The 26,999-nt window shown below is 38.5% G+C and carries 29 protein-coding genes; 9 read left to right on the top strand and 20 right to left on the bottom strand.

Features of this window, described 5'->3' with window-relative positions:
* Positions 1 to 185 precede the first annotated feature (185 nt).
* The 4 genes from CZ487_RS03705 to motA all read right to left on the bottom strand — a co-directional run bounded on the left by CZ487_RS03705 (position 186) and on the right by motA (position 4,927).
* Positions 186 to 1,388, bottom strand: coding sequence for an ornithine--oxo-acid transaminase (locus CZ487_RS03705; protein ID WP_077210875.1), 1,203 nt, complete (start codon positions 1,386 to 1,388; stop codon positions 186 to 188).
* 143 nt (positions 1,389 to 1,531) lie between these two features.
* The gene (gene pruA, locus CZ487_RS03700; protein WP_077210874.1) at positions 1,532 to 3,079 is read right to left on the bottom strand and encodes an L-glutamate gamma-semialdehyde dehydrogenase; all 1,548 of its coding nucleotides are present in this window, start codon (positions 3,077 to 3,079) and stop codon (positions 1,532 to 1,534) included.
* Positions 3,080 to 3,369: 290 nt separating this feature from the next.
* The gene (gene motB / locus CZ487_RS03695; RefSeq protein WP_077210873.1) at positions 3,370 to 4,140 is read right to left on the bottom strand and encodes a flagellar motor protein MotB; all 771 of its coding nucleotides are present in this window, start codon (positions 4,138 to 4,140) and stop codon (positions 3,370 to 3,372) included.
* Entirely contained in the window at positions 4,133 to 4,927 is a 795-nt protein-coding gene (gene motA, locus CZ487_RS03690; RefSeq protein ID WP_077210872.1) for a flagellar motor stator protein MotA, read from the bottom strand. Before motA ends, motB begins: the two co-directional genes overlap by 8 nt.
* Before the next feature lie 256 nt (positions 4,928 to 5,183).
* Here motA and CZ487_RS03685 point away from each other — a divergent pair, with 256 nt between their 5' ends.
* The 3 genes from CZ487_RS03685 to CZ487_RS03680 all read left to right on the top strand — a co-directional run bounded on the left by CZ487_RS03685 (position 5,184) and on the right by CZ487_RS03680 (position 7,406).
* Entirely contained in the window at positions 5,184 to 6,659 is a 1,476-nt protein-coding gene (locus CZ487_RS03685; RefSeq protein ID WP_077210871.1) for a methyl-accepting chemotaxis protein, read from the top strand.
* A gap of 130 nt (positions 6,660 to 6,789) precedes the next feature.
* Positions 6,790 to 6,954, top strand: a complete 165-nt coding sequence (locus CZ487_RS27025; protein ID WP_202617780.1) for a hypothetical protein — start codon at positions 6,790 to 6,792, stop codon at positions 6,952 to 6,954.
* 128 nt (positions 6,955 to 7,082) lie between these two features.
* Complete coding sequence (locus CZ487_RS03680) at positions 7,083 to 7,406, top strand: YbjQ family protein (RefSeq protein WP_077210870.1); 324 nt, start codon at positions 7,083 to 7,085, stop codon at positions 7,404 to 7,406.
* Positions 7,407 to 7,531: 125 nt separating this feature from the next.
* Here the strand turns inward: CZ487_RS03680 and CZ487_RS03675 are convergent, their stop codons facing one another.
* Positions 7,532 to 9,718: a DNA topoisomerase III gene (locus CZ487_RS03675; protein ID WP_077210869.1), complete on the bottom strand. Its 2,187-nt coding sequence runs from the start codon at positions 9,716 to 9,718 to the stop codon at positions 7,532 to 7,534.
* 274 nt (positions 9,719 to 9,992) lie between these two features.
* Here CZ487_RS03675 and CZ487_RS03670 point away from each other — a divergent pair, with 274 nt between their 5' ends.
* Positions 9,993 to 10,712, top strand: a complete 720-nt coding sequence (locus CZ487_RS03670) for a YebC/PmpR family DNA-binding transcriptional regulator (RefSeq protein ID WP_077211844.1) — start codon at positions 9,993 to 9,995, stop codon at positions 10,710 to 10,712.
* A 92-nt stretch (positions 10,713 to 10,804) separates the two neighbouring features.
* Positions 10,805 to 12,037 (top strand): aminopeptidase, encoded by a 1,233-nt coding sequence (locus tag CZ487_RS03665; RefSeq protein WP_077210868.1) that lies wholly within the window; start codon positions 10,805 to 10,807, stop codon positions 12,035 to 12,037.
* A gap of 45 nt (positions 12,038 to 12,082) precedes the next feature.
* Here the strand turns inward: CZ487_RS03665 and panF are convergent, their stop codons facing one another.
* The 3 genes from panF to queF form a co-directional block, all read right to left on the bottom strand.
* Complete coding sequence (gene panF, locus CZ487_RS03660) at positions 12,083 to 13,525, bottom strand: sodium/pantothenate symporter (RefSeq protein ID WP_077210867.1); 1,443 nt, start codon at positions 13,523 to 13,525, stop codon at positions 12,083 to 12,085.
* Positions 13,525 to 13,806 (bottom strand): YhdT family protein, encoded by a 282-nt coding sequence (locus CZ487_RS03655; RefSeq protein WP_077210866.1) that lies wholly within the window; start codon positions 13,804 to 13,806, stop codon positions 13,525 to 13,527. The genes panF and CZ487_RS03655 overlap by 1 nt, the downstream gene beginning before the upstream one ends.
* Before the next feature lie 190 nt (positions 13,807 to 13,996).
* On the bottom strand, positions 13,997 to 14,494 hold the full coding sequence (gene queF, locus CZ487_RS03650; RefSeq protein ID WP_077210865.1) for a preQ(1) synthase: 498 nt from the start codon (positions 14,492 to 14,494) through the stop codon (positions 13,997 to 13,999).
* Between the two features lie 319 nt (positions 14,495 to 14,813).
* Between queF and mscL the strand changes: the two genes are divergently transcribed.
* The gene (mscL, locus tag CZ487_RS03645) at positions 14,814 to 15,185 is read left to right on the top strand and encodes a large conductance mechanosensitive channel protein MscL (RefSeq protein WP_077210864.1); all 372 of its coding nucleotides are present in this window, start codon (positions 14,814 to 14,816) and stop codon (positions 15,183 to 15,185) included.
* Positions 15,186 to 15,239: 54 nt separating this feature from the next.
* Here the strand turns inward: mscL and CZ487_RS03640 are convergent, their stop codons facing one another.
* The 3 genes from CZ487_RS03640 to CZ487_RS03630 form a co-directional block, all read right to left on the bottom strand.
* On the bottom strand, positions 15,240 to 16,232 hold the full coding sequence (locus tag CZ487_RS03640) for a DMT family transporter (RefSeq protein WP_077210863.1): 993 nt from the start codon (positions 16,230 to 16,232) through the stop codon (positions 15,240 to 15,242).
* A 212-nt stretch (positions 16,233 to 16,444) separates the two neighbouring features.
* Positions 16,445 to 16,963 carry an acyl-CoA thioesterase gene (locus tag CZ487_RS03635; RefSeq protein ID WP_077210862.1) on the bottom strand — a complete coding sequence of 173 codons (519 nt, stop codon included), beginning with the start codon at positions 16,961 to 16,963 and terminating at the stop codon, positions 16,445 to 16,447.
* 120 nt (positions 16,964 to 17,083) lie between these two features.
* Entirely contained in the window at positions 17,084 to 18,418 is a 1,335-nt protein-coding gene (locus CZ487_RS03630; RefSeq protein WP_077210861.1) for a polysaccharide biosynthesis protein, read from the bottom strand.
* A gap of 210 nt (positions 18,419 to 18,628) precedes the next feature.
* Here CZ487_RS03630 and CZ487_RS03625 point away from each other — a divergent pair, with 210 nt between their 5' ends.
* Complete coding sequence (locus CZ487_RS03625; RefSeq protein WP_077210860.1) at positions 18,629 to 19,081, top strand: DUF2269 family protein; 453 nt, start codon at positions 18,629 to 18,631, stop codon at positions 19,079 to 19,081.
* 55 nt (positions 19,082 to 19,136) lie between these two features.
* Here CZ487_RS03625 and CZ487_RS03620 read toward each other — a convergent pair whose 3' ends face one another.
* The 7 genes from CZ487_RS03620 to rraA form a co-directional block, all read right to left on the bottom strand.
* Positions 19,137 to 19,769: a response regulator gene (locus CZ487_RS03620; protein ID WP_077210859.1), complete on the bottom strand. Its 633-nt coding sequence runs from the start codon at positions 19,767 to 19,769 to the stop codon at positions 19,137 to 19,139.
* Positions 19,762 to 20,808 carry a sensor histidine kinase gene (locus CZ487_RS03615; protein WP_077210858.1) on the bottom strand — a complete coding sequence of 349 codons (1,047 nt, stop codon included), beginning with the start codon at positions 20,806 to 20,808 and terminating at the stop codon, positions 19,762 to 19,764. Before CZ487_RS03615 ends, CZ487_RS03620 begins: the two co-directional genes overlap by 8 nt.
* A complete protein-coding gene (liaF, locus tag CZ487_RS03610; protein ID WP_077210857.1) occupies positions 20,805 to 21,536 on the bottom strand; it encodes a cell wall-active antibiotics response protein LiaF in 732 nt (243 codons plus the stop codon). Before liaF ends, CZ487_RS03615 begins: the two co-directional genes overlap by 4 nt.
* A gap of 89 nt (positions 21,537 to 21,625) precedes the next feature.
* Complete coding sequence (locus CZ487_RS03605; protein WP_077210856.1) at positions 21,626 to 22,270, bottom strand: PspA/IM30 family protein; 645 nt, start codon at positions 22,268 to 22,270, stop codon at positions 21,626 to 21,628.
* Positions 22,271 to 22,306: 36 nt separating this feature from the next.
* A complete protein-coding gene (locus tag CZ487_RS03600; RefSeq protein ID WP_077210855.1) occupies positions 22,307 to 22,648 on the bottom strand; it encodes a lmo0954 family membrane protein in 342 nt (113 codons plus the stop codon).
* Between the two features lie 166 nt (positions 22,649 to 22,814).
* Positions 22,815 to 23,432, bottom strand: a complete 618-nt coding sequence (gene safA / locus CZ487_RS03595) for a SafA/ExsA family spore coat assembly protein (protein WP_077210854.1) — start codon at positions 23,430 to 23,432, stop codon at positions 22,815 to 22,817.
* An 83-nt stretch (positions 23,433 to 23,515) separates the two neighbouring features.
* Entirely contained in the window at positions 23,516 to 23,995 is a 480-nt protein-coding gene (gene rraA / locus CZ487_RS03590) for a ribonuclease E activity regulator RraA (protein WP_077210853.1), read from the bottom strand.
* A gap of 117 nt (positions 23,996 to 24,112) precedes the next feature.
* On the opposite strand from rraA, the gene CZ487_RS26500 reads away from it, so the two are divergent.
* Positions 24,113 to 24,271 carry a hypothetical protein gene (locus CZ487_RS26500; RefSeq protein WP_154676009.1) on the top strand — a complete coding sequence of 53 codons (159 nt, stop codon included), beginning with the start codon at positions 24,113 to 24,115 and terminating at the stop codon, positions 24,269 to 24,271.
* Between the two features lie 66 nt (positions 24,272 to 24,337).
* Here the strand turns inward: CZ487_RS26500 and CZ487_RS03585 are convergent, their stop codons facing one another.
* Positions 24,338 to 25,066 carry a sirohydrochlorin chelatase gene (locus tag CZ487_RS03585; RefSeq protein ID WP_077210852.1) on the bottom strand — a complete coding sequence of 243 codons (729 nt, stop codon included), beginning with the start codon at positions 25,064 to 25,066 and terminating at the stop codon, positions 24,338 to 24,340.
* Between the two features lie 199 nt (positions 25,067 to 25,265).
* On the opposite strand from CZ487_RS03585, the gene CZ487_RS03580 reads away from it, so the two are divergent.
* Complete coding sequence (locus CZ487_RS03580) at positions 25,266 to 26,792, top strand: FAD-dependent oxidoreductase (protein ID WP_077210851.1); 1,527 nt, start codon at positions 25,266 to 25,268, stop codon at positions 26,790 to 26,792.
* Positions 26,793 to 26,845: 53 nt separating this feature from the next.
* Here CZ487_RS03580 and CZ487_RS27650 read toward each other — a convergent pair whose 3' ends face one another.
* Positions 26,846 to 26,974 (bottom strand): hypothetical protein, encoded by a 129-nt coding sequence (locus tag CZ487_RS27650; protein WP_272914186.1) that lies wholly within the window; start codon positions 26,972 to 26,974, stop codon positions 26,846 to 26,848.
* Between the last annotated feature and the right edge of the window lie 25 nt (positions 26,975 to 26,999).

Raw genomic sequence — 26,999 nt, 5'->3', positions numbered from 1 at the left:
GACATTTTTCCATATTGTTAATTTCAGTATTCCAATTGCCAGTATCATTTTATTTGGATTCGCCTTAGACCGGATGTGTAAGCCAGAAAAAAGTAAAGAATAATGTAATCGCTTTCTATTCCCAAAATAAAAATTCCTTGGAATAACTATCTCCAAGGAACTTTTTTCTAAATGGAACTCTAACATTAGTTTAAGACCTTTTTAATGCGCTCGATTGCCCAGTCTAATTCTTCTTGGGAAATCACTAGTGGGGGCGCAAACCGAATAACTGTCTCATGTGTTTCTTTGCATAGCAGACCTTCTTTTTTTAATGCTTCACAATATTTTCGTGCTGGTTCTGTCAGCTCGACTCCAATGAATAAGCCCCGGCCGCGTATTGCTTTAATGGCAGGATTTTTCATTTTTTTTAATTTATTGAGAAAATATTGACCTAGCTCTAGAGATCGCTCAGCCAGTTTTTCTTTAACAATAACGTTTATAGCCGCTATAGAAACGGCACAGGCCATGGGATTACCACCAAAAGTTGACCCATGTGAACCCGGGTTAAATACACCAAGGATATCTTTATCAGCAACAACACAAGAAATTGGGAATACCCCTCCTCCTAGCGCTTTCCCTAAAATGTACATATCCGGATTTACATCTTCCCATTCACACGCAAACATTTTACCAGTGCGAGCTAGTCCAGCTTGAATTTCGTCAGCAATAAAAAGGACATTCTGTTTCTTGCATTCTTCATAAGCATTCTTTAAATAACCATCAGGAGGAATAATAATACCAGCTTCACCTTGAATTGGTTCAATCAAAAAAGCTGCTGTATTTTCTGATATGGCATTTTTCAATGCTTCTAAATCACCATAAGGGATAAGTTTGATTCCTGGCAGCATCGGACCAAATCCGCGCTTATATTCTTCATCCGAAGAAAGTGAGACAGCTCCCATTGTACGACCATGAAAATTTCCAATGCATGCAATGATTTCAGCTTGGTTCTCCTTCACACCTTTTACATCATAGGCCCAGCGGCGCGCTGCTTTGATAGCGGTTTCAACTGCTTCTGCACCTGTATTCATAGGAAGAACCATTTCTTTCTTAGTCAATTCGCACATCATTTCATACCAAGGCCCAAGCTGGTCATTGTGGAATGCACGCGAAGTTAATGTCACACGATCCGCTTGCTCTTTCAATGCTTTAATAATTTTAGGATGGCGATGCCCTTGGTTTACTGCTGAATATGCACTTAACATATCCATATATTTATTGCCTTCAGGATCTTCAACCCAAACTCCCTCTGCTTTTGAGATGACTATAGGCAGCGGGTGATAATTATGAGCACCATACTTTTCCGTTTGTGCTATTAATGATTGAGAATCAACCTTTCCTTCTACCATACTCTCATTTCCTCCCATCAAAATATTACCATCTAATTCTGTAAATCATCATATTATAGAAATGGGTTTCCGAAGGAGCAACATCCTCAACCGGAAACCCATTACCTTCTTATTTATTGATATGATTTATCAACCTCTCCTGATTAAAACATTTCTGAAGTTGTTTTTGCTTGCATGTGCAGCAGCAGGTAATCAGGTCCACCTGCTTTCGAGTCAGTTCCGGACATGTTAAATCCGCCAAATGGCTGATAACCTACAATCGCACCTGTACAGCCGCGGTTAAAGTAAAGGTTGCCAACATGGAAGTCTTCTCGCGCCTTTTCCATATTCTCACGATTTTTTGTGATAACAGCACCTGTTAAACCATATTCTGTGTTGTTTGCAATTTCGATTGCATGGTCAAAGTCTTTCGCTTTTGTAAAACCAACCACCGGACCAAATATTTCTTCCTGCATGATGCGCGCTTCTGAATCCAGGTCAGCAAATACGGTTGGCTGAATGAAGAATCCTTTTGAATTGTCACCAGTTCCTCCTGCCATGAGCTTTCCTTCTTGCTTTCCGATTTCAATATAGCTCATAATTTTGTCAAACGCATTTTGGTCGATAACCGGACCCATGAAATTACTTTGATCAGCAGGGTCCCCTACCGTTAACTCTTTCGTTAATTCTACCACACGGTTTAATACTTGGTCATATACGTCTTCTAATATTACAGCACGTGAACACGCAGAACATTTTTGTCCTGAGAATCCAAAAGCTGATGAAACTATGGATTGAGCGGCTAACTCTAAATCAGCTTCTTTATCAACAACAATAGTGTCTTTTCCACCCATTTCAGCAATGACACGCTTCAGCCAAATTTGACCTTTATTTAATTTTGCAGCACGTTCGAATATACGCAAACCTACATCCCGAGAACCAGTGAATGAAATAAAGCGTGTATCCTTATGGTCCACCAGGTAATCTCCAACTTCCGCACCGCTTCCTGGAACGAAATTCAGAACACCTTTAGGCAGACCTGCTTCCTCCATTACTTCCACAAACTTCGCAGCAACAATAGGCGTCGTTGAAGCTGGTTTTAATAGTACGGGGTTTCCTGATACAATTGCCGCTACCGTTGTACCAGCCATAATAGCAAAAGCAAAGTTCCATGGCGATATGACCACACCCACTCCAAGCGGAATGTAATCATAACGGTTATATTCGTTAGGACGGCTCTCTACTCTCACACCGTCTTTTATTCTTAACATTTGTCGTGCGTAGAATTCCATGAAATCAATCGCTTCTGCTGTATCTGCATCAGCCTCATTCCAAGGTTTTCCTGCTTCTTTCATTAATAATGCAGAAAATTCATGCTTGCGGCGGCGAACAATCGCTGCTGCTTTAAATAATACATCTGCACGAACCTCTGGTTTTGTTTTTCTCCATGTTTTAAACGCTTCTACAGCTGCTTGCATAGCTACTTCTGCAAGTTCTTTATTCGCTTTCGAAACACGGCCCACCACTTCTACTTTATTGGAAGGATTCGTTGATACAATTTTATCTTCTGTTGAAACACGCTTTCCGCCAATTACTAAAGGATAATCCTGGCCTAAATAACCTTCTACCGTTTTAACTCCCTCTAAAAACGCTTGACGGTTTTCTTCAACCTTAAAATTTGTAAATGGCTCATGCTGATATGGTTGTACCATTACTTCATCCCCCTAGCATTTCTTTTTGTTGATCACTCCCTTAATACATATGCAAATGCTGTGCCAAGAAATGAAGGATTTTAGAAAACTATTGGACTCAATATTCTAAATAAAGCCAACCCTATAGGGCCGGCTTGTGAAAATCTGTGTTGTCAGCAGACAGCTTGGGATATCCGTAACTTTTTGGACTATTTCCGTAAGAAATTGGTTTTATCCGTAACTTTTTAAACTATATCCGTAAAAATGCAATTATTTCCTTAACTTTACTCACTTTATCCGTAACTCCATTTTTAGTTTGAACTTCTTGGCAGTATCAAAACTTCAACACGTCGATTTTTACTTCTTCCTTCTTCTGAATCATTGGATGCTATTGGCTCAAATTCACCGAAACCCTTGGCACTAAACCAACTTGGGTCTAAGTTTTCATTTTTTAAAATAATTTTCATGAAATTGATCGCTCTCATCACACTTAGCTCCCAGTTTGATTCAAACCTTGGATTGCTAATCGGAACATTATCAGTATGCCCGCTAATAATAATATTTCTTGGCGGGTCCATAACAAGCAGTTCCGATATTTCATTTGCTACTTGCAGATCTTGCGGCCTCACATCGGCACTTCCTGATGCAAACAGCACATTATCGCGAATCGTCAATAACAGCCCTTCATCAGTCAAGGATGTTTCTAACATGTCGCCAAGATTCTCTGTTTGTATATAAGTGTTTACTTTCTGTTGGATAGTTTGAAGTTCTAGCTTCTCTACTTTTTCAGCCGCCACTTGATCATTAACCTCATTTTCCTCTTTTTCTCGCTTTTCTTGTTCATCTGGAGATAATTCCCCATTTTCTTGTGTCGGACTAGGAAAGTTCAAAATTCCCGTCCCTCCTGAAAGATTTTCACTAAAGGCTGCCGACATCGCTGCAAATTTCGCAGCATCTATTGAACTCATCGAGAACAAAACGATAAAAAGAGCCAGTAATAAAGTCAATATATCAGCATAAGGCAACAGCCATGCTTCTCCTACTTCTTCCTCATGATGTTTCTTCTTTTTCCGCCTACTCATCCGAATTCACTCCACTTTCTTCAAGGAACTTTTTCCTTTCACCAGCAGGCAAATAAGACGCTAGTTTTTGCTCAATCACTCGCGGTGCTTCCCCCTCTAGAATGGATAGAATCCCTTCAATCATCATATATTTCAACTTTGCTTCTTGTTTTGATTTTCTTTTTAACTTGTTTGCAAATGGATGCCAAAGTGCATATCCCGTAAATATCCCAAGTAATGTCGCAACAAACGCCGCACTAATGGCATGTCCTAAAGCATCAACATCACTCATATCTCCTAAAGCCGCAATCAGCCCGACAACCGCTCCAAGCACTCCTAATGTAGGAGCATATGTCCCTGCCTGAGTAAAAATCAACGCCCCTGTTTGATGACGTTCTTCCATTGCCTCGACTTCCTCTGACAAAACATCACGAATATAATCTGCACTTTGTCCATCAACAGCTAAAGATAATCCATTACGTAAAAAATCATCTTCTACATCACCTGTCTTTGCCTCAAGTGCTAATAACCCTTCTTTTCGGGCCAACTGTGCCCAATCGGAGAACATTTTAATTAAAACAGGCATACTCATTTCCTGTTTTTCCTTAAATAAAATCCCAAATAACTTTGGAACGTTTTTGATTTCATTTGTTGGAAAAGCTATCGTAACAGTACCGATTGTTCCTAATATAATGATAAAGATCGCTGCTGGATTGATCAGAACAGCAGGGCTGACTCCTTTAAAAACCATCCCAACTCCTACTCCAATCAACGCTACAATAATTCCTATTAATGATGTTTTGTCCATATGTGCCCACCTATCTCTATTTTGGTAATACCCTAGTCTTTTATTCCTATTAAATTACCTATCTCTCTTATTTATTTCGACTAAATTCCTATATTATTTAGCATAGAGAATAATTTAATCATGGTATTTTCTCTATCATTTAGTAAGTAAAAAACAGTTTTACAAAAAAATGAGAATTTTCTAATATTCAGGTATTGCGTATTTACATATTTTTCCGCTATAATAATGCTATGAGATTATAATGGGGATGATATTTATGGATGGCATTGCAGAATTAAGGCTTAATGACATGAGAAAAAAGAATGTATTAATGTTGTCAACTTATTCTATATCACTATTAAGTACAGCTGTTTTTACAGCTTTTGGTTTAGGATGGATGGAAAAAGCGGCTCTTTATTTCGTACAACTCCTGCTCTTCATAGGGTTATTCTTTTTGTTTCATATTATATTAAAAAAAGAAAAGGTTTTTCCATATGCTTCAATCTTGATGATTTCAGTACTCAATTTTATTAACTTAGTATTATATGGTGGTACCAGTGCTTTTTTACTAGTTATCATTTTTTTATCCGTATTTTCAGCAATTCACTTTGATATGAAATTATACTTAATAGGTTACCTTCTCGGTTTTCTCTGTCTAATCCTAAGTAATGTATTTGCTGCTGATTCCGAGGTATTACTACAAGAGATATATTCAGCCGCAATATTGGTTTATCTCCTAATCGGTGTTGTCCTCTTTGTTTTGATCAAACTTAGCAGCAAACAGTTTCAATCACTGGAAGACTTTCTAACAACCGCCGAGAAACAGCAAGATGAAAAGACCGCATATAATCAATTCTTGCAAAAGGAAGTTTCCGTCATCACCGATAGCCTTAACATGATAAACAATCAGGTGCAAAACCACTTAGTATCCCAAACAGAAATGAAGTCTGCAATTTCAGAAATTTCTGCAGGCAGCCAAGTGCAAACTGAACAAATTAACCATATTGCTGAGAACACCCAATCAACTAAAGCGATGATGGAGCAAATTGACGAAGCATCCATTAAGCTTTCTACTGAAACAGCTGCCGCAGCTCACTCATCAAGGAATGGCTTACATAAGGTGAATGACCTCCAGCTTGACATGAAAGAACTTGCTGAATCTATTAAGAATTTAGGAATTACTTTTGCAAGCTTGACGAAAAAAATTGAGGAAACAAATGGTTTTATAACAAACATTCAAAAGATTACTGAACAAACCAATCTTTTAGCCTTAAATGCGTCTATTGAAGCAGCACGTGCTGGTGAAGCGGGAAAGGGTTTTTCTGTTGTCGCAAACGAGATCCGCAAATTAGCAGAAATGACAAAAGAGACAGCTAAACAAATAACTGTCAACTTAACAGAGGTAAACACCACAAATTCATCGGCTTATACGCAAATGAATGAAAGCAGTAATAAATTAACAGAAAGCATTCAAACTGCTGAAAGCGTCTCAGGAGTTTTCCATGAAGTAGGGAGTATTTTGGAAAATCTAGATATTCAATTCAGTGAATTTAAAAATACTGTTGGAGATGTCATGTCTCATTCATTGGAAGTGGAGTCCTCCACAAAAGAACTGGCTGCCGTGATTGAAGAAGCTACCGCTGGTTTAGAAGAAATGAACGCCACAGTGGAATCATTAAATGAAGACAATAAGACAATTGCTCGTTATGTAGAAGAAACAGCTGCCTCTGCGCAAAAAATTAAAACCAGCTGAGCCAAGGAGATTTTTCTCCTTGGTCTTTTAGTATGTCCATATCTCTTTGAAATACCATTACATACAAGTGATGCATTCGGAAATAATACAAGGTGAATATAGTTTTATCAATGAAAGGAGTCTGCCTTATATGGGTCGTGGCAAAGAATTTAATCATAAGCGTAAAGGGCATCCAGGAAATCTTCCTGAAGATACTCTCGTGGAAAGAAAATCAAGGGATGCCATTGGAGATGAAGAGTTTATCGTTGTCCAAGAAGCATTCAAAAATCGTGTAGAAGAAACGGATATTGAATAAACCTTATTAGGCCAGCCGCCTCAAAATGATGGCTGGCCTTTTTCTATGCTCACATTAAATAATAATTGAAACTTTCCTCTATCCCACACGTAATTAAAACTAAGAAAATAAAAAGGAGGAATTTTCCTATGTTAGTAACTACCACTCCCTCATTGGAAGGAAAACAAATTGAACGGTACTTAGGTATTGTTACTGGTGAAGCCATTATGGGTGCAAATGTCGTTCGGGACTTTTTAGCCAGTGTCACAGATATTATTGGCGGGCGCAGCAGTGCTTACGAGAACAAGCTGTCAGAAGGGCGCGAAATCGCCATTAAAGAAATGGAAGAAAAAGCACGACGCTTGGGTGCAAACGCTGTCGTTGGTGTTGACCTGGATTTTGAAACACTTAGAGATGGAATGATGATGTGTATTGCAACTGGTACAGCAGTGTATGTGAAGGATACGAACTAAAGCAAAAGGAGATGGGTGGTCAATTTACTCGTCTATTATAGAAAAAGCCTTATATACAAGATTTTGTGCAAACTTGTATATAAAGGCTAATTTTTTTATGAAACATTATTCTTTACCACTACGCCTTACTTCAATTTCAAATTCTTCAAAGCATCTGCTAAAGCTGTATTAATTGGCTCTTCTTCCTTGTTTTGGTTTTTCAGATACTTCTGCACTGTACGTTTATCAACTTTACCGCCAGATTTTTTACGTCGCGCCTCAAAAGCTGATAATTTCTCACGGTACCCGCATTTACAAGCGAAGATTTGTCCTTTCCCTTCTCCTCGAAGCTCCATTTTTTTATGGCATTGTGGGCAGCGCGCATTAGTGACTCGTGAAACATTCTTACGATGGCCGCATTCCCGATCTTGGCATACAAGCATTTTACCCTTTTTCCCATTTACCTCGAGCATTGGTTTCCCACAGTCTGGACAACTTTTTGTAGAGATATTGTCGTGCTTATACTTTTTATTACTCGCTTTTATTTCAGCCACAATTTCTTTTGTATACTTTTTCATTTCGCTGATAAATACGTCTTTTTTCAGCTTTCCATGAGCAATTTGATCAAGCTTTTGTTCCCACTCTGCTGTCAGTAAAGGAGATTTTAGTTCTTCAGGCACTAAATCAAGCAATTGACGTCCTTTAGAAGTAAGGTGAATATCTTTTCCACGCTTTTCAATTAAAAATGAATTAAACAGCTTATCGATAATATCAGCACGTGTAGCTACCGTTCCTAATCCACCAGTGGATTTTAATGTTTCTGCCAGCTGTTTATTTTTTGTCTCCATATACTTCGTAGGGTTTTCCATTGCCGAAAGTAATGTAGCCTCATTAAAACGGGCAGGTGGATTGGTTTGACCAGATGTTTGCAGAATAAGTTTAACGTTTAATATATCGTCTTTTTCAATACGAGGTAAGATTTGCTCCTTTAAGTCATCAGCTCCATCCTCGTCCTCATAACGATTTTCGTATACCTCTTTCCAACCATTCGCTAGGATCGTTTTTCCCCTTGCAACAAAGTTCTCACTGCCAATTTTTGCACGAAGCGTCAATTGCTCATATTCGAATGCAGGGAATAAAACAGCTAAGAATCGTTTTACAACCAAGTCATAAATTTTCCTTTCTTTATCAGTGAAAGCAGAAAAATTCACATAACCTTCAGTCGGAATAATCGCATGGTGATCTGATACTTTGCTGTCATCAACAAATGCTTTCGAAACTTTTATCTGCTTGCTTAAAATCTTATTCGTTAATGGTCTATATTCTCCAACACCACATGCTCTCAATCTTTCCGGAAGTGTTCCAACAATATCTGAAGAAAGATAGCGCGAGTCAGTCCGAGGATACGTTAACACTTTATGCTGTTCGTACAGTTTTTGCATAATGTTTAACGTTTCCTTTGCAGAGTATCCAAAGATTTTATTAGCATCCCGTTGCAGCTCTGTTAAATCATAAAGCCCCGGAGAAAAAGACTTCTTTGATTTTTTCTCAATTTCTGTTACAACGGCATTTTGTTTACCTAGTTTTTTCACAATCTCATCCAACTTCTCTTTATCAAAGCTGCGGCTATTTCCTTTTGCATCCTGCCAAGTTAACTTTAAATTACTTGATGTTTGTGCTTCTATTCCATAATAGGTCTGTGGTTTGAAGTTTTTTATTTCGTCCTCCCGTGATGCAATAATCGCAACAGTCGGAGTTTGAACACGGCCACAGTTTAGCTGTGCATTAAAGCGGGTTGTTAATGCACGTGTCGCATTCAGACCGATATACCAATCTGCTTCGGAGCGCGCAACAGCAGATTCATACAAATTCTCATAAGCTTTTCCCGGCCTCAATTTTGCAAAGCCATCTTTAATTGCTTTATCTGTAACTGAAGATATCCACAGGCGTTTTATAGGTTTATTAACCTTTGCCTTATTAAGAATCCATCGTGCAACCAGCTCCCCCTCGCGGCCGCTATCCGTTGCGATAACAATCTCCCCGACATCAGAGCGTTGCAGCTGGCTTTTCACAGCATGAAATTGCTTACTAGTCTGTTTAATGACAACAAGCTTCAACTCATTTGGAAGCATCGGTAAATCTTCAATATTCCAAGTTTTATATTTTTGATCATACAATTCCGGGTCAGCAAGCGTAACTAAATGCCCTAACGCCCAAGTGACAATATATTTATCTCCTTCTAAAAAACCATTACCTTTTTTACCACACTTCAGTACCCGAGCGATATCTCGTGCAACAGATGGTTTTTCAGCTATTACAACGCATTTTTTCACTATTAATACACCCTTTCAATACACACTTATCTTAATATATCATACAGAGTTGATAAGTTTCCTTTAACAGGATAACACATGGCAGCGTGAACTTATTCAAAACATACGTCCTTCCTGACCAAACCTTAAACAAGGTTTGGTTTTTTTATTAGCTGATATTTTGTACATAATGGAAATGAGGTATAATATGCTAGTGAAGAAGTCTCATCATTTTTATGAATGGAGAAACAGCTTGTTTCACATCGAGACATTAGTTGAAAGTGAGATGTTATATATGGGTCGTAAATGGAATAATATTAAAGACAAGAAGGCGGCAAAAGATGCAAATACTAGTCGTATTTATGCAAAGTTTGGCCGTGAGATTTATGTAGTAGCAAGACAAGGTGAGCCGGATCCAGAATTGAATCAAGCATTAAGATTCGTACTAGAACGTGCAAAAACATACAATGTTCCTAGACATATAATTGATCGAGCTATTGAGAAAGCTAAAGGCGGATCAGATGAAAGCTATGATGAGCTTCGTTATGAAGGATTCGGTCCAAGCGGATCAATGGTTATCGTTGATGCCCTAACGAATAACGTCAACCGTACCGCTTCAGAAGTTCGTGCAGCATTTGGTAAAAATGGCGGAAACATGGGAGTCAGCGGATCAGTAGCCTATATGTTCGATAAAACGGCTGTTATTGGAATTGAAGGAAAAACAGAAGAAGAAGTTCTTGAGCTATTAATGGAAGCTGACGTAGATGTACGTGACATTACCCAAGAAGAGGATTCTGTCATTGTATACGCTGAACCAGATCAATTCCATGCTGTACAGGAAGCATTTAAGGGTGCTGGAATTATCGAATTTACTGTTGCTGAACTGTCCATGCTGGCGCAGAACGAAGTTTCATTACCTGAAGATGCTAGGGAACAGTTTGAAAAAATGATTGACGCATTAGAAGATTTAGAGGATGTTCAACAAGTTTATCATAACGTCGATTTAGGCGAATAAGCTAATAAAATCATCAGTGAGGGCCTCCCCCGCTGATGATATTGTTCATACATAGAAAAAACAAAATTTCTGGAAAGAGAGATGAAGATTAAATGAACGATTTTCAGAAAAACCTAGAAAAATACGCTGAGCTTGCCGTTAAGGTGGGCGTCAATTTGCAACAGGGACAAACCTTGGTGATCAATGCTGCGATTGATTCAGCTGAATTTGTCCGTCTAGTGGTTAAAAAAGCATACGAAGCAGGAGCTTTTAACGTTGTTGTAAATTGGAATGATGACATCGTTTCACGTACCAAGTACGATTTAGCTCCAGCAGAGGCTTTTCAAGAATATCCGATGTGGAGGGCAAAAGAGACAGAAGAGCTTGCTGAAAAAGGAGCTGCTTTTATGTCTATCGTCTCTTCAAGTCCGGATCTTCTCAAAGGCGTTGACCCTGAGCGAATTTCCAACTTCCAAAAAGCAGCAGGAAAGGCACTGCATACATATCGGAAGTACATTCAATCAGACAAAGTCAGCTGGACGGTCATTGCTGCACCTTCACAAAGCTGGGCTAATAAAGTCTTTCCTAATGAGACTCCAGAAACAAGTGTTGAAAAGCTATGGGAGGCTATCTTTAAAGCTACCCGTGTTGATCAAGACGATCCAATCCAAGCATGGAAAAAGCATGATGAAACATTGCATGAAAAGGTTGATTACTTAAACAAAAAGCATTATAAAAAACTTCATTATAAAGCTCCGGGAACTGATCTTACCATTGAGCTTCCTGAGAAACATCAATGGGTTGGAGCCGGCAGCATTAATGAAAAAGGCTCCGAATTCATGGCAAACATGCCGACTGAGGAAGTCTTTACTGTACCGCATAAAACCGGTGTAAACGGGACTGTTTCCAGTACTAAACCATTAAGCTATGGTGGAAATTTAATAGATGGCTTCCAAATTACATTTGAAAATGGGCGAATTGTCAATGTTAAGGCCGAAGAAGGCGAAGAAATGCTAAAACGCCTTGTGGAAACGGATGAAGGTTCACACTATCTTGGGGAAGTTGCATTAGTTCCTCATAACTCACCAATATCACAATCTAATGTTCTTTTCTATAATACGTTATTCGATGAAAATGCATCAAATCACCTCGCGATTGGAAGTGCTTATGCATTCTGTATTGAAGGCGGTAAAACAATGTCCAGTGAAGAACTGGCAGAAAACGGCTTAAACGAAAGCATCACCCATGTTGATTTCATGATTGGTTCCGCGCAAATGGACATTGATGGAATCACAGCAGATGGAAAATCAGAGCCTATATTTAGAAATGGAGATTGGGCATTTTAATTTACCATAATTTAAAGCAGGGAAGATTCTCCCTGCTTTTTTCTTTTACATTAATTGTGCCCGTTCAACTTTTCTTTTTGTCAATAAGCTGCCGACGACAAACGCTAGTAAGGATAGCAGTATCGGCAGTACGACTGTATGCATTCCTAAAGGATTTGGATAATAACTGTGGAATAATATATATGATCCTACCCCGACCACCATTGAAGATATAGCACCAAATTTGTTCCCGGCCTGCCAATATAGACCTAATACAACAGGCCAAATAAAGGCAGCTTCCAGTCCTCCAAAAGCAAATAAATTCAGCCAAATGATCAAATCAGGCGGGCTTAAAGCCATTAAAAATACAAGAATCCCCAATATTGTTGTTACTCCCAGACTGATCGTTTTAATACTTTGATTGCTCGCATCAGGCTTAATATAGTTAATATAGACATCTTTAACAACAGCCGAGCTAACTAGGAGCAAGAGAGAATCAACCGTTGACATGATTGCTGCCATTGGCGCTGCCAGTACTATCCCGGCAAGCCATGGCGGGAGGACCTCCATTGCCAACAACGGCATCACAGTATCTCCAATTTCAATTCCAGGTAGAATCGGCCTCGCAAATACTCCAATTAAATGCATTCCAAGCATAATAAAACCAACGACAATCGTTCCTACTATTAATGCTCTGTGCATCGCTTTAGCATTTTTATAAGACATCGCCCGAACTGTAATTTGCGGCAAACCTACAACACCAACACCTACTAATATCCAAAACGATGATACATAGATAGGTGTCAATCCGCCATCAAACCCATACGGAGTAATAAGATTAGGATTTTCAGCAGCTAAATCGGAGATTAAATTGGTGATTCCCCCTCCAGCAATGACCGTTGCAACTAATAGAATGAATGTCCCAATGAACATAACGGTCCCTTGAACTGCATCAGTGACCGCCACCGCTCTGAAACCGCCAATAATAACGTAAACTAAGACAGAAGCAGCAAAAATGAACAGCGCTGCAGTATAGGATAATCCCGTTAATGATTCAATCAGTCTAGCACCGCCAACCCATTGGGCAGCCATAGCAGCAAATAGGAAAATAATGATACTAAAAGCAGATAGCAGCACAACCCATTTGCTATCATAGCGTTCCTTGAGAAAATCGACCAATGTAACCGCGTTGTATTTTCTGGTAACAATCGCAAACTTCTTGCCGAGTATCATTAATACAAAGTATCCTGTCGCCAATTGCGCCATTGACAATAGTACCCAGCCAAGCCCCTGTGTATACGCTGCACCTGGTCCGCCGATAAAGCTGCTGGCACTCCCATATGTAGCTGTCATCGTCATAGCAAGAATAAAACCGCCTAGCTCTCTCCCTCCAAGAAAATAATCTTGTAAAAAAGAGTTAGAGTCTTTTAAATTAGCACTTGCCCAGAATCCAATCATGAATATAATAATTAAGAAAACGAGTAAAGGGAATATAACCGCCCAGTTCATTAAGATTCCCCTCCCTCGTCTTCAAATGGCACATCTTTAAAGAAGAACTTAACGGCGAATGATACTAGTACAACCATTAAAATAAACCCGCCCACACAACTATAAAAAAACCAAGCCGGTAAACCGAATACATATGTATAATCTTGAACAGAGTCAGAACCTAATCCATAAGCGAACCCATACCACCATACAAAATTGATGATGACCAGAATAACACCTATCCACGCTTCTCTGTGAGCAATCTTAAAACGCGGGTCCTTTTGGTTGATTCCATGTTTCATATAAACCATAACCTTTCCCGATAATTATTTTTAGAAAATTATATAATTTTATAAAAATTATATCAATAAGAAATCAACAGAAATGCACACACTGTTTTTCATCTTGTCCTATTTTACAGATGTTATTGCGAGTTGAAAACCATTATTATGGTTCAAAATTAAAAAGGAGTGCATGGCACTCCTTTCAACGTCATCGATTATCTATTTTTTCCGGATATAAATCATGGTTCATTAACCGATGTTCGGCCATTTTTTCAAATTTCGTGCCTGGCTTTCCATAATTACAATATGGGTCAATCGATATTCCGCCTCTTGGGGTAAATTTCCCCCAAACTTCAATATAACGCGGGTCCATTTTTTCGATTAAATCATTCATAATAATATTCATACAATCTTCGTGAAAATCACCATGATTTCGAAAACTAAATAGATACAGCTTTAACGATTTACTTTCTACCATTTTTTGATCAGGGATATAGCTAATATAGATCGCAGCAAAATCTGGCTGCCCCGTCATTGGACAGAGACTTGTAAATTCAGGACAATTAAACTTAACAAAATAATCCCGATTAGGGTGCTTATTATCAAAAACTTCTAGGATATCTGGAGAATACTCAAATAGATACTTTGTTCCTTGATTCCCCAGAAGGGTGACTCCTTTTAACTCCTCATCTTTTCTTCCAGTCATATTAAATGCCTCCTTCTAAAATAACGTGGCATCAAATAAGAGATAATAGCTACTAGTTCATTTTGACAAATAAAAAACCATATCCTATAAAGACATGGTTGATGTTCATCATCAAATCCATAGTTTTTTATAGAGGGTTTTCAGCTATGAACCTCTCGGGCGCACCACAAAAATAATACATCTTGTATTGTAAATCAACCATTCATAATTGTCGATAGTTTATCCTACATGCTAAACGGGGAACTTTCATGTTTATTAATTATAATCAGGACCACTATTTATAGTATAATTGCTTATATTATTCAAGGAGGAACGAATTATGTGGAATGAATTTAAGAAATTCGCCATGAAAGGCAGTGTTTTGGACTTAGCAGTTGGGGTTATTATCGGAGGAGCATTCGGAAAAATTGTATCTTCACTAGTTGATGACATCATCATGCCGCTAGTTGGGCTTTTATTAGGAGGAGTCGATTTTTCTAAGCTGGCTATTACTGTAAAAGATGCAGAATTAAAATATGGAATGTTCATACAAACCGTAGTAGACTTCTTAATTATTGCTTTCTCGATCTTCTTATTTGTACGCTTCTTTAATAAATTAAAACGAAAAGAAGAAGTAGCAGCTGCTGCACCTAAAGTAGATAAGAAAGAAGAGCTTCTTGTAGAGATTCGCGATTTACTGAAAAACAAATAATATCAGAAGGTACATAATGTACCAGGTAAAGGGAGATGCCTCTCCCTATTACCATCATCCTTCCCTATGCATACCTGTTTCTTTTTTCAGCAGTTCTAATTTCCTCTTCACTCCTGTATGGGAAGCGTAGCTATGTAAAATCATCCCCACGATCACAAGCATCATTCCAAACCAAGAAAGAGGCTGCGGAAGCGCTATAGATAAGAATATCATTTCTCCTATCAATGCAAATAAGACCTCAACGGACTGAGTCGCTTCCACAGAAGCCATTTTCTGCATATCATCCTTGACCATATCGGTTGCCATAAAGAATAGTACTGTCGCTATAACTCCAGATGAGATTGCTACAATAAGAGATTGATAAGTTTGGGTTACACTTGGCACACCAACTGACGATAGCCCATAGATCGATAACAATAGCCAAAATGGCATGCTGGCTATGGTCATTCCCAAAACACGTTGAAAAACATCCAGCCGCCCTTTTACCACCACCATCATTTTACGATTACCAAGAGGATAGGCAAAAGATGCCACAGCCACCGGAAGTATCCCTAGCCATAATGAACTTGATGATAACTGACTAGCATGTTCTAGCTGCATGACAATAATTCCTAATAAAATAATGAACGAAAACAGAAGCCCCCTTAGAGGAATCCTCCCTTTTACCTCAATCGGTCCATTTGCGCTCTGTACAGTCTCTATAAAAAATGGAGCTAATAAAGATCCCGCTATAATCGTAAATTGCCAAGTCCCCGCAACAAGCCATCCTGGTGAATATACGGTCGCGAAACATAAAGGAGCATAGAAAAGGCCAAATCCTACAAAACTCCACGAAAGCCATGCAACTGGCTTCTCCCTCATTACCTTTAGTAACTGTTTTAAGTTGCCCCTCCAAATAACAATAATGAGTAAAAAAGGAATCATAAAAATATATCTGAGTGAAGCGCTCCATATCCAACTCCCACCTGATACTTCCATCACCCTGTTTAATACAAATGTCGCCGCAAAAAAGAATGCCGCTAAGACTCCCAGTATAATTGGACGCAATTAGCTCCCCCCTAAAATGATGATTGACCAACCGAAGATTGCCTTCCCATTATACTATTATTTTGTAAAATTCAAAATTATCTATTCATAAAAATCCGTTTGCAGTTTTCGAGGAATAAAGAGAATTTCCAAGGAAATATTTCATTTTTTCACAGCATATGTCGAAAATCTAGCATACAAAGAAAAAACTGCCCTCCATTGGGACAGTTGCTTTAGAGTTTTGACCACGGGAGGCCCGTTCCAAATTTCCGAGCAAATTCCTCGCTTCTTTTCTTACGTTTTTTTCGAAATTCGGCACGATCTTTTGCAGACTGATATAGTTCTTTTTCCTCTTCTGTCTGCGGAATGACCTTTGGAACCTCGACTGGCTTCCCATTTTCATCAACGGCAACCATTGTTAAGAACGATAGTGCACAAATATTTCGTTCTCCTGTTAAGAGGTTTTCAGCAATAACACGTACAAACACTTCCATAGAAGAAGTTCCAGTATAGGTTACAAATGATTCCAGACATACAGAATTCCCTTCCTGTATAGGATGCAAGAAATCTACAGAGTCCGAGGACGCTGTAACAATGTGTTTCCGCGCATGTCTCATCGCTGAAATGGCTGCTACATCATCAATATAGGCCATTAGCTTTCCGCCAAATAATGTTCCATGACTATTGGTATCTGGTGGAAAGACAAGGCTTGTTTTAACAACAAAAGAATCTTTACAATACTTCTCTACCATGATGCTGCTCCTTTTATTTAAGTTCTAGTTGTATTCACTAACTTGCCAAGTTTATAAACAAAACATACATTTGTCAAAAAAATGTCGCATTCCGATAATTTCGAACTATCTCGCAGTTGTCTAAATCTGTTGATCTGCCGTTTTCTTTAAAGAGAAATAGGAAACGCCAATCTTCTTGCATATCGTTACATAATGCATCAGCGTTACTAGCACAGCTCCAGTGTTCATCCCAATGATAACACCATCCATGCGAAATTCATGTAGTGAACCAAGAATATAAATGAGTGCAAATGAAATCAATGTTGACCAGACATTATGAATAAATGCATCCTTTAATAGGCCGAGTCCAATTAAATAGGCCTGAAAAGGAATGGTAAAAAAGTGAAGAAGAAAATATGGCGCTAATACCTGCAAATAACCTGCGCCCGTTGACGATTTAATAAACAACCCTGATAACGGTTCTGCAAAAAAGTAAAATATTAGGACTGCCGGTACTCCATATAAAAAAGTGAAGCTCATAACTTGTCTTAAAAGATGCTGAAGTCTCACAATGTCATGCTGAGCATAAGCTTTCGAGACAGTTGGAATTAAAACGATTAGCAATGAATGAGCTATAAATGCTGGAAAAAAACCAATCGTCATCGCAACACCCGCTAAGAGACCAAACTGTTCTGTTGCAACTGCTGCCGTAACACCCGATTTCAGAAGTGCTGCTTTTATTAAAAATGGCTGAACCGCATGTGTTAAGGAGTGAAACACCCTTATGCTCGTCGTTGGAATCGATACAGCCATTAAATTTTTCCGAACCGTGCTTCCGTTTAAATATACCGTTGTTGGTCTTCCTTTTAATTGCTGATACTGAATATAGTACATATGAATTAAGTAGAGAAAAATTACAAACTCACTGCCTACAAAACTAAAGAAAGCAATCATGATTGCCGTCTCTGAATCAAAATCAAACAGTTGAAAAAGAAATACGAGAAGTCCGAGCTGTACCATCTTTCTCATTAAGTTAGCTGTCGCGATTTTCCCCATTTGATGTTTCCCCATAAAATACCCTCTAGCAATCGATGAAAAAGTAATAAGTGGGATTAAGACAACAACTAACCATTTAAACAATGGATGATAATCTTCAAAAATCGTCAAAAATGGCAAGATCAGAATAAATAGTAACAGAACAACCGATGTGATGATGACCGTTAATCGCAATACAGACTGGAGCATGCTTCTATGAAACTTTTCATCCTTTTCAGCAATAAACTTTGAAATAGAAATAGGAAGTTCCAAGCTTGCAAGTAGAACAATCAGGAACACGGTTGGGAGAATTGACATATATAAGCCAAGGCCTCTTTCCCCAAGCTCTTTGGCCAACACCATATTCATCACAAACTCTACACACTCACCTAAGAACGAAGCAATTATTAATAGCAATGACCCTTTCATAAATGTGCTCATGCTGCATCTCCTAACGTTAAAAATCTTTCACTCTTTAAACATATGAGACAAGTTAGGAGATTATTTTTAAAAGATATATATACAGAAAAAATTAAGAGAATTTCCTCTTCGTTACAGTCTCAAAAAAATATATAAACACTATATAAATAGTATAAAAGTTCTAGTATAATAGACTGGTAAAAAATATAAAATTAGGAAGGATGATACAAAATGAGTTTGTATGGGAGCATTGTTTTTATTCATATTATCGCTGCCGTAGCAGGACTGGGGGCTAGCTTTGCGATGCCTGTCATCATGAAAAATCCAAGTACAGCATCTCAGGCCAAATTTGCCCTTGACCTTAACCACAAAGTAGAATTATTCGCTAAAGTTGGGTCGATCGCCTTATTATTGACAGGACTTATTCTAGGAATTTTAAACACAAATCTTTTTACTACAGGCTGGTACATCACATCAATTATCATTTATTTGGCCGTTCAGGTTGTGGTCGCTGGGATTATGCCTAAGAAAGTAAAGAAAATGACAGAAATTATTGAAGCACATAAAGGGGAGGATATCCCTGAATCGTATCAGAAGGTCAATAAAGAATTAGCACCTTATAATTCAATATTACATACTGCCATTGTCATCTTAGTCATCTTAATGTCATTCAAACCTTTCTAAAGGCAGTCAGAAGTTCTCCATTAAAAAAGCTTACTGCAGATATGGCAGTAAGCCTTTAATTTACCAAGGAATGTTTAAAAGCATAAATGACAGCCTGTGTTCGATCTTGTACTTCAAGCTTGCTTAATATATTGCTTACATGGGTTTTTACTGTTTTTAAGGCAATGAACAAATCATCTGCGATTTCTTGGTTTGTCTTACCCTCAGCAATTAACAGCAGGATTTCCATTTCACGTGTGGTTAGCTCTTCATGAGGCAATGTTTGTTTCTTTTGCCGCATTTTTGACATCATCTTTCCAGTTACTTCAGGCTCTAGAACAGATTGACCATCATAGGTAGCACGAACCGCATCCGCTATTTCACTGGCCTTTGATGTTTTAAGCATATAGCTGGTCGCCCCTGCCTCCAAAGCTGGATACACCTTTTCATCATCTAGAAAGCTTGTAACGATGATGATTTTTGCCTCCGGCCATTGTTCAATAATCCTTTTCGTCGATTCGATTCCATCCATTTCCTTCATAACGAGATCCATTAAAATAATGTCTGGTCTGAGGTCAAGGGCCAAGTCAATCGCTGTTCCTCCATTATCTGCCTCACCCACCACTTCAATATCCGGCTGTGCTGAAAGATAAGAGGAAACCCCTATTCTAACCATTTCATGATCATCAACAAACAACACCTTAATCATTGCCTACACCTTCTTTTTTCATAATTGGCACCTTTACTTCCAGGCGAGTCCCTTTCCCTTTAACACTAACGATTTTAAAAGCTCCTCCAATCTCAACTGCCCTTTCGTACATGTTCTGCATGCCATAGGAACCTGCCCTAGAGCCTTCCACATCAAATCCTATTCCATCATCCACCACTCTTAAAATAATGAAGTCATCACGTTGTATTAACAGAACCTCTAAATTAGACGCTTTAGAATGCCTTAATGTATTTGAAACAGACTCTTGTAAAATGCGAAACAAATGGTCTTCTATCCCTTTATCAAGACAGAACTCCTCCACCTTCCAATCGATCTTCATGGTCACCTTTTGTGATAGTTCGATTAAGAGCTCCTCCATTCCCTCCTGCAGCGACTTTCCTTTTAATGCAACAGGCCGCAAATGGAGCAGCAGTGCCCGCATCTCAAGCTGGGACTGATGAATCATCGACTCCACTAATTTCAATTGTTTCGTTTCCCTTTCATCTGCAGATGACCTTGTTTCGTTTATAGCAGACATGAGCATGGAGGCGCCAAAAAGCTGTTGGCTCACCGAATCATGAAGTTCTCTTGCCAGTCTATTCCGCTCTTGTGAAATAATCTCTTGGATGCGATTTTCCTGATCCTCTGCTTTTTGATTAGCTAACCTTTGAGATAGTTTAACCTGTTCCTGCATTTGGTTTTGAATTTTATTGATTCTATTTAATATGGTCTTCATATCTCCAATAGAATTGATTTCCAGCGAATCTATGCTTCTTCCTTCTTCGACTTCATGAAGAATACGGTCAATTGAATGAAATCTCTTTCTCCAGTATACCCCTGAGCTAAAACCAAAAATAAGTCCGGCTGCCAAGCTTACACTTGGAACGAACAGAATAAAGGGAACATCCATTAAATCTCGATCCCAAAGCTCTTTCCACCCATTTAGTGGAAACGCGATTAAAAAGGAGCTCGTAACTAAAATGAAGACAACGAAAGCGACTAGCATTCCCCAGACGACCTGCCGATGGATGACATTCATACCCGCTTCACCTCTAAATCACCGACAAGGAACGAAGTAAGAATCTTTATTTTCTGGTCTGCATTTTCATACCCTTTTGTCTGATATTGAAGGTTCTGATTAAAGGTTTTTTCGCCCTCAAGCTGGAGAATTTTAGTCTTCCCGGCAATTACTGAATGGTTTACACTGACTTCTACATCATACGGAACCAATACTTGTAAATTACCTACCAAGCTGCGGATAAAAATAATTGTTTCTCCCTTTGGCAGAACTGTATAACTTAAATCTATATTCGTATCACCTATGCCTGTTTGAATATTGATATCATTCCATTCATAAACATGTTCATCCGTTTTTCGTTCTCCATAAAAAATGTTTTCTAATATCGGCTTTTTCTGAATGCATTCTGGAGTCACCGATCCTTGAGTTTCTTTTATAACAGGCTTAATCTGCTTTGGCTGCTTCTTATTTTGAAAGTATTGAATGAACAAATGAATTAAGATCGCTAACATTAGAAACCTAAAAGTCATCATATTAAAAATACTGATCGAAAAGAATACTACTCCGAACCAGAAGAACAATTTCCCTATCGATCTTGGCATCCATTTTCGACCAATAAAAATCATGCCCGCAGCCACTAGAAGAGAGAATATGACTCCACTATTAAAAAAAGCAACTTCAATAAAAAGAACAATTGCACCAATTAATAGAGCCCAACTTAAAAATGTGCTTTCGACCTTAAATACCATATCCATTCCTCCCTTCTGTGCTGCATTTTCTTACTAATTGCTAAAAGGCGTAGAGTACTACGCCTAGTTCTAGAATACCATGTTTCATGTTATTTAGAGAGTAAATCTTCTTTCGGCATATTCTTTTCAATCTCAGCTATTCTTGCATCAATCGTATGGCGGTGAAATGATTTCGAAACCTTATTTTCTAACTGCTCTAAATAAGATTCGATTTCTTGAAAACGTGAATATGCTGTATTTGAGTAAGTTTCATCTTCCGTTACTCTGCTAATTTGCTGATTAGCTCTTGTTATATTTTCGCGTCCCATTAGTTCCATTCTGCGAATTTGCATATCTTTTAGCTTATGCTTCATCTCTTCATATTTTTTCTCAAGGTCATGCAACTGCGACCCGCTTTCAGACAATAGCTGCTTCAGACGTTCTGCACGTTCACTATAATGAAGTTCTTCTTGTATAGCAAACTGATATAAATCATTTTCATTCGCCTTTAAAGCAATCTCTGCCTGACGTTTGCGTTTTTCTGCCATATTCAAAGCTTGATTGTATTCGCGGCTGAATTCCTCGTTTAAAGAATATTGCCTTTCAACAAGTTTTTTTACTTTTTCCGTTTCTTGTTCACACTGGCGCAAGTATTGATTTAATAACTTTATCGGATTTTGCGTTTCCTTACGGTCCAACACTTCATTGATATCAGCTAACACTGTATTTTTAATACGAGTAAATAAATTTTCCATAGTAATCTCTCCTCTTTGATTTAAATTTATTGATTATTATTTATTCAATTGTGCCCATTGTTTTTCAAAGTTTTGAAATGGGTCATTTTCTTCCACTACTGTGTTCTTATTTTCATTCCATTTTTTGTAAACCACATAAAGAATATAGGCAGCAGCAATTCCAACAATCGCCGGTACATTTGATGCAGCTGCTGTCAGCAATACCAATCCTAAAATACCTAAACCAATTTTCAACCAAATGGAGTCAGTCTTTAAAAATTGTTTAAATACAAAGTAAAGTATTGTTAGGCTGACTGCCAATCCTACCAGGGGTCCTAAATTTGATAACAACACTAATGCCGCAATACCTCCAATTAAAAGCAACCCGAATTTTTTCATTTTTTGTTGCCTCCTTTCTTGATTACATCTTATCTATTTTTCGCTTTTGCAATAACGAGCCTCAGCTTTAATTTCATCTCGGTCTTAAGGCTTAGCTGCTATCAGCCCTGCCTCTTAAACAAGAAAAAACAGACCCATTTCCCTTAAGAGTCTGTTTCTTAAATATTTATCTAGATATAAACATTTGTGTCCAATAATGCCTTCTCGAGCCGCCTTCTGCATACCCTACACCAATCTCTGTGTATGATGCACTCAAGATATTCCTGCGATGTCCTTCACTATTCATCCACGCTTGAACAACCTGCTGTGGAGTCGTTTGACCAGCTGCAATATTTTCCGCTGCACTTCGATACGTAAGACCAAAGCTTCTAATCATATCGAATGGTGACCCATAAGACGGGCTGGTATGTGAGAAATAGTTTCGGTCTCTCATATCTTCCGACTTATATCTAGCAACTCTTGATAATTCCCAGTTGGCTCTTAGCGGCTTAAGGCCATATTTAGCTCGTTCCTGGTTCGTTAATTGGATGACTTGAGACTCGATACTTTTAGCTGCTTCCTGATGACCAGGAATCGTAACTCGTTGACCAGGATAGATCATGTTGGGATTACGAAACTGCGGATTCGCTGCAATGATTTCAGATAATCCCACCTGATACCAAACAGAAATTTCCCAAAGTGTATCCCCCCTGCTGACAGTATGTACCTGCTGTGCATGTGAAATCGTTGGTACAACTATTAGGGAAATTAGTAACCATATGCTAAATATTGTTTTCTTGAACATTTTCGATTCATCCTCCTTCGAGGATAGAATGTGAAAAATGAAAAAGAAAAAAACCAACATTATTTTTCCAATTTAAAAGCTCATTAAATTAATTTTTTGGCTGAGACCACTACGCCATCTTCATCGGCATACACATAATCACCAGGATTCCATTGGAGATCAAGGAAATTAACGGTAATATCTCTTTCACCTTTTCCTTCTTTTATACTCTTTAATGGATTTGTACCTAGTGCGAGAATACCTATTTCCAACTGTGCGAGCTCAGCTGCATCTCGAATACAGCCATTTATAATTACGCCGGCAAGGCCCCTCGTTTCGGCAATGATCCCCAGCATATCACCCATTAGTGCCCTTCTATATGAACCGCCTCCATCGACAACCAAGACACTTCCTTTAGGAATAGTTTCTAATGCTTGTTTTACAAGCACATTATCTTCAAACACTCTTACCGTACAAATAGGACCAGAAAATCGTTTTCGTTTTCCATATGACGTTAATTTTGATCCGACTATTTGGATTTCACTAGAAAATTCATCACATAAATCTGCAGTTTTGAAGCTCATTCGTCTTCCTCCCTATTTTCAAATCACTTTACTAATTCTTTAATGTGATTAAAAATTCCTCTATTTAAAGTCTTTTACATTATTTGTTCGCATAATCTGTTGTAAGGGAGGGATTACATGGCTATTTCATGGGTCACGACAATCGGTTTTGTAATTGTTATAGCGATTGCCGGCTGGATTTTTTCTCATTTCATACAAGAAGCATTAAATAAGAATGACTCCTTTACAATCGATCCTTTACCTGATGAGGAAGAAAATACTACAAATAATAGTTGAATCTGACCTATCTTTTTCCATACAAAAAGCTGTTCATGCACATGAACAGCTTTTATTTCTATGCTCTTAACTCAAGACATGCTCCCGTCTTGCTGATTCTACTCGATTAGTCAGTAAGTTCCTCAAACTTTCATCATATCCGATCTCGTCGCAAAGGATAAGATGATCATTGACTTCGGACACTTCTTTTAGTTCTTGTAAAAACGATCCAGCAAATAAAAAATAAGGGACAATGTATACTTTACTATATCCTTCATTTAACAGTTTATTCGTCACATCCATGAAGAGCGGATCTGTAACAAGGAAACCTGTTTCTACCCTTACATCCATTTGACCGCTCACAACTTGTGCCATTTTCTTGAATTCACTGTACGCTACAGGGTCATGGCTTCCATGGCTTAATAAAAGTATCGCGTCTTCCATCTTCCCTTCAAAAGCTGCATCAGCTAATCTCTTGTTAATGATATTGGCCATAACCGGGTCTGCACCTATCGGACTTCCCCATTTAACCTGAACCCCCGGGAACTTCTCTTGCAGCCTCATTATTTCACTTGGGATTTCTTCTGTTGTTTGCTTTCCAGGCAGAAGTAACACAGGTAGAATATGAATACTTGTTGCACCACGTTTTATACAATTTTCAAAAGCCTCTGGTAAAGTTGGTTCCGCCCGTTCATAAAAGCAGTACTCTTTAATCGGAACAATGATACCTCTCATTGCCTTCTTAATAAATTTCACAAACTCCAAACTTCCTTTTGGGGAACGGTTACCATGTCCAATAAATATAACAGCTTCCAATTTTTCCACCTGCATTTCATTATGATTAACTAAAGATAGTGTATAGAATTATATCAGATCTAGATATGAGAGAAATCACTTTTTTCATCCCTTCACATATTTGTAATATACATATGGCGACTTTTAATAAAATTGAATACATAAAACTTCTAAAATTGGGAAAAATTATCCATATCAACTATATTAGGAGGAGATCTCCATGTCTGATTTACATACACAAATGCCCCAATTTCCGGAGCCTTATTGGCGAGATCTAGATTTGCCTATTTATAATAAACTCATAGAAGATACACAGGTAGATGTTGCTATTGTCGGCGGTGGAATCACTGGTATCACAACTGGTTATTTATTGGCTAAAGAAGGGGTGAAGGTTGCCCTGATCGAAGCTGGTAGAATTCTCAACGGCACCACAGGGCATACAACAGCAAAAATCACCGCTCAGCATGGGTTAATTTATGATGAACTTATCAGTCACTTCGGGGAGGAAAAGGCAAAGCTATATTACGAAGCCTCTGAGGATGCTTTGCAATTTATTCGCTCTACGATTCAAACAAATAAGATTGAATGCGACTTTAGTGACCAAGATGCGATCATTTATGCTGAAAGTGACCAATATGCCAGCAAAGTACAAAATGAGGCTGATGCTTATCAAAAATTAGGGATTAACGGGTCTGTAATTGACAGTATCCCTTTTGATATTGCTATAAAAACAGGGTTAACGATGCATAAGCAAGCTCAATTTCACCCTTTAAAATACTTGCGGGAGCTCGTCAAGCTGTTCATCGAGGCGGGCGGAACGGTGTATGAAAATACAACTGCTGTCGATATCGAGGATGGTCCAAATCCAAAGGTTCTGTTGCGGAGTGGAAAAAAGATATCATGCAATCATTTGGTGGCTGCTTCCCATTATCCTTTCTGTGATAAAAAAGGGCTTTTCTTTGCTAGAATGTATGTAGAAAGAGCGTATATCTTAGGATTAAAAACGAAAAAAGCTTTCCCAGGCGGGATGTACATAAGCGCTGATACGCCTACACGTTCCCTTAGATCAACCCCTATCGACGGGGAAGACCTGGTTTTAGTCAGCGGTGAAGGGCATAAGACCGGCCAGGGAATTGATACAATGAAGCATTACCGAAACTTAGAATCTTTTGCAGAAGAAGTTCTTGGCATACAAGAATATATGTATCGCTGGTCAGCACAAGACATATACACGTTAGATAAGGTACCATACATTGGCCCGATTACTGATGAGCAGCAAAAAGTCCTTATTGCAACAGGCTATCGCAAATGGGGAATGACAAATGGTACTGCCGCAGCGATACTACTCAAAGACTACATCATGAATAAAGAGAATAAATACAAAGAACTCTTCACTACATCAAGGTTCCATAGCGACCCTGAAATCAAGAAGTTTATCAGTGTGAACGCCGATGTAGCAAAGCATCTGATTAAAGGAAAGCTAGAGTTCGTCCCTAAAGAACCTGGGGAACTTGAGAATGATGAAGGTGCTGTTGTCATGGTCGACGGACAAAGAGCAGGTGCCTACAAGGATCATGATGGACAACTTCACCTTGTGGACACTACATGCACTCATTTAGGATGTGAAGTCGAATGGAATCACGGTGAACGAACATGGGATTGCCCTTGCCATGGTTCTAGATACTCCTATGACGGGGAAGTCTTTAATGGTCCAGCCACAAAACCGCTAAAGAAACTTGACATGTAATAAAAGCCTGACTCAGAGAACCTTTCGGTGTGTGAGTCAGGCTTACCTAATTTTTAATCTAAAAGCCGCTTTTGATTTCGTTCATCCTTTGGAGTGAACTCTACCAATTCAGAACTTGTTCGCTGCTTTTTCTTATTCTTATTTCTTTCCGCATTAGCATTGCCTAGCTTTGTTCTGCCCACACTGCCTCAACTCCTTTTTTAAAGT

The sequence above is a fragment of the Robertmurraya dakarensis genome (assembly GCF_900156875.1).
GTDB classification, from domain to species: domain Bacteria; phylum Bacillota; class Bacilli; order Bacillales; family Cytobacillaceae; genus Robertmurraya; species Robertmurraya dakarensis.
Note: the sequence above shows the minus strand (reverse complement) of the source record. Positions and strands in the feature narration are given on the sequence as shown.

What these genes read in the sequence shown, in the direction of transcription:
- rraA (WP_077210853.1), bottom strand. Translation starts at nt 23,995, where the DNA reads ATGAGCTTCAAAACTGCAGATTTATGTGATGAATTTTCTAGTGAAATC.
- motA (WP_077210872.1), bottom strand. Translation starts at nt 4,927, where the DNA reads ATGGACAAAACATCATTAATAGGAATTATTGTAGCGTTGATTGGAGTA.
- CZ487_RS03600 (WP_077210855.1), bottom strand. Translation starts at nt 22,648, where the DNA reads ATGAAAAAATTCGGGTTGCTTTTAATTGGAGGTATTGCGGCATTAGTG.
- CZ487_RS03625 (WP_077210860.1), top strand. Translation starts at nt 18,629, where the DNA reads ATGAGTTTGTATGGGAGCATTGTTTTTATTCATATTATCGCTGCCGTA.
- CZ487_RS03665 (WP_077210868.1), top strand. Translation starts at nt 10,805, where the DNA reads ATGAACGATTTTCAGAAAAACCTAGAAAAATACGCTGAGCTTGCCGTT.
- liaF (WP_077210857.1), bottom strand. Translation starts at nt 21,536, where the DNA reads ATGGTATTTAAGGTCGAAAGCACATTTTTAAGTTGGGCTCTATTAATT.
- CZ487_RS03680 (WP_077210870.1), top strand. Translation starts at nt 7,083, where the DNA reads ATGTTAGTAACTACCACTCCCTCATTGGAAGGAAAACAAATTGAACGG.
- CZ487_RS03635 (WP_077210862.1), bottom strand. Translation starts at nt 16,963, where the DNA reads ATGGTAGAGAAGTATTGTAAAGATTCTTTTGTTGTTAAAACAAGCCTT.
- CZ487_RS03580 (WP_077210851.1), top strand. Translation starts at nt 25,266, where the DNA reads ATGTCTGATTTACATACACAAATGCCCCAATTTCCGGAGCCTTATTGG.
- mscL (WP_077210864.1), top strand. Translation starts at nt 14,814, where the DNA reads ATGTGGAATGAATTTAAGAAATTCGCCATGAAAGGCAGTGTTTTGGAC.
- panF (WP_077210867.1), bottom strand. Translation starts at nt 13,525, where the DNA reads ATGAACTGGGCGGTTATATTCCCTTTACTCGTTTTCTTAATTATTATA.
- CZ487_RS26500 (WP_154676009.1), top strand. Translation starts at nt 24,113, where the DNA reads ATGGCTATTTCATGGGTCACGACAATCGGTTTTGTAATTGTTATAGCG.
- CZ487_RS03655 (WP_077210866.1), bottom strand. Translation starts at nt 13,806, where the DNA reads ATGAAACATGGAATCAACCAAAAGGACCCGCGTTTTAAGATTGCTCAC.
- safA (WP_077210854.1), bottom strand. Translation starts at nt 23,432, where the DNA reads ATGTTCAAGAAAACAATATTTAGCATATGGTTACTAATTTCCCTAATA.
- CZ487_RS03620 (WP_077210859.1), bottom strand. Translation starts at nt 19,769, where the DNA reads ATGATTAAGGTGTTGTTTGTTGATGATCATGAAATGGTTAGAATAGGG.
- CZ487_RS03705 (WP_077210875.1), bottom strand. Translation starts at nt 1,388, where the DNA reads ATGGTAGAAGGAAAGGTTGATTCTCAATCATTAATAGCACAAACGGAA.
- CZ487_RS03630 (WP_077210861.1), bottom strand. Translation starts at nt 18,418, where the DNA reads ATGAGCACATTTATGAAAGGGTCATTGCTATTAATAATTGCTTCGTTC.
- CZ487_RS03670 (WP_077211844.1), top strand. Translation starts at nt 9,993, where the DNA reads ATGGGTCGTAAATGGAATAATATTAAAGACAAGAAGGCGGCAAAAGAT.
- CZ487_RS03615 (WP_077210858.1), bottom strand. Translation starts at nt 20,808, where the DNA reads ATGAATGTCATCCATCGGCAGGTCGTCTGGGGAATGCTAGTCGCTTTC.
- CZ487_RS03685 (WP_077210871.1), top strand. Translation starts at nt 5,184, where the DNA reads ATGGATGGCATTGCAGAATTAAGGCTTAATGACATGAGAAAAAAGAAT.
- pruA (WP_077210874.1), bottom strand. Translation starts at nt 3,079, where the DNA reads ATGGTACAACCATATCAGCATGAGCCATTTACAAATTTTAAGGTTGAA.
- queF (WP_077210865.1), bottom strand. Translation starts at nt 14,494, where the DNA reads ATGACTGGAAGAAAAGATGAGGAGTTAAAAGGAGTCACCCTTCTGGGG.
- motB (WP_077210873.1), bottom strand. Translation starts at nt 4,140, where the DNA reads ATGAGTAGGCGGAAAAAGAAGAAACATCATGAGGAAGAAGTAGGAGAA.
- CZ487_RS03605 (WP_077210856.1), bottom strand. Translation starts at nt 22,270, where the DNA reads ATGGAAAATTTATTTACTCGTATTAAAAATACAGTGTTAGCTGATATC.
- CZ487_RS27025 (WP_202617780.1), top strand. Translation starts at nt 6,790, where the DNA reads ATGGGTCGTGGCAAAGAATTTAATCATAAGCGTAAAGGGCATCCAGGA.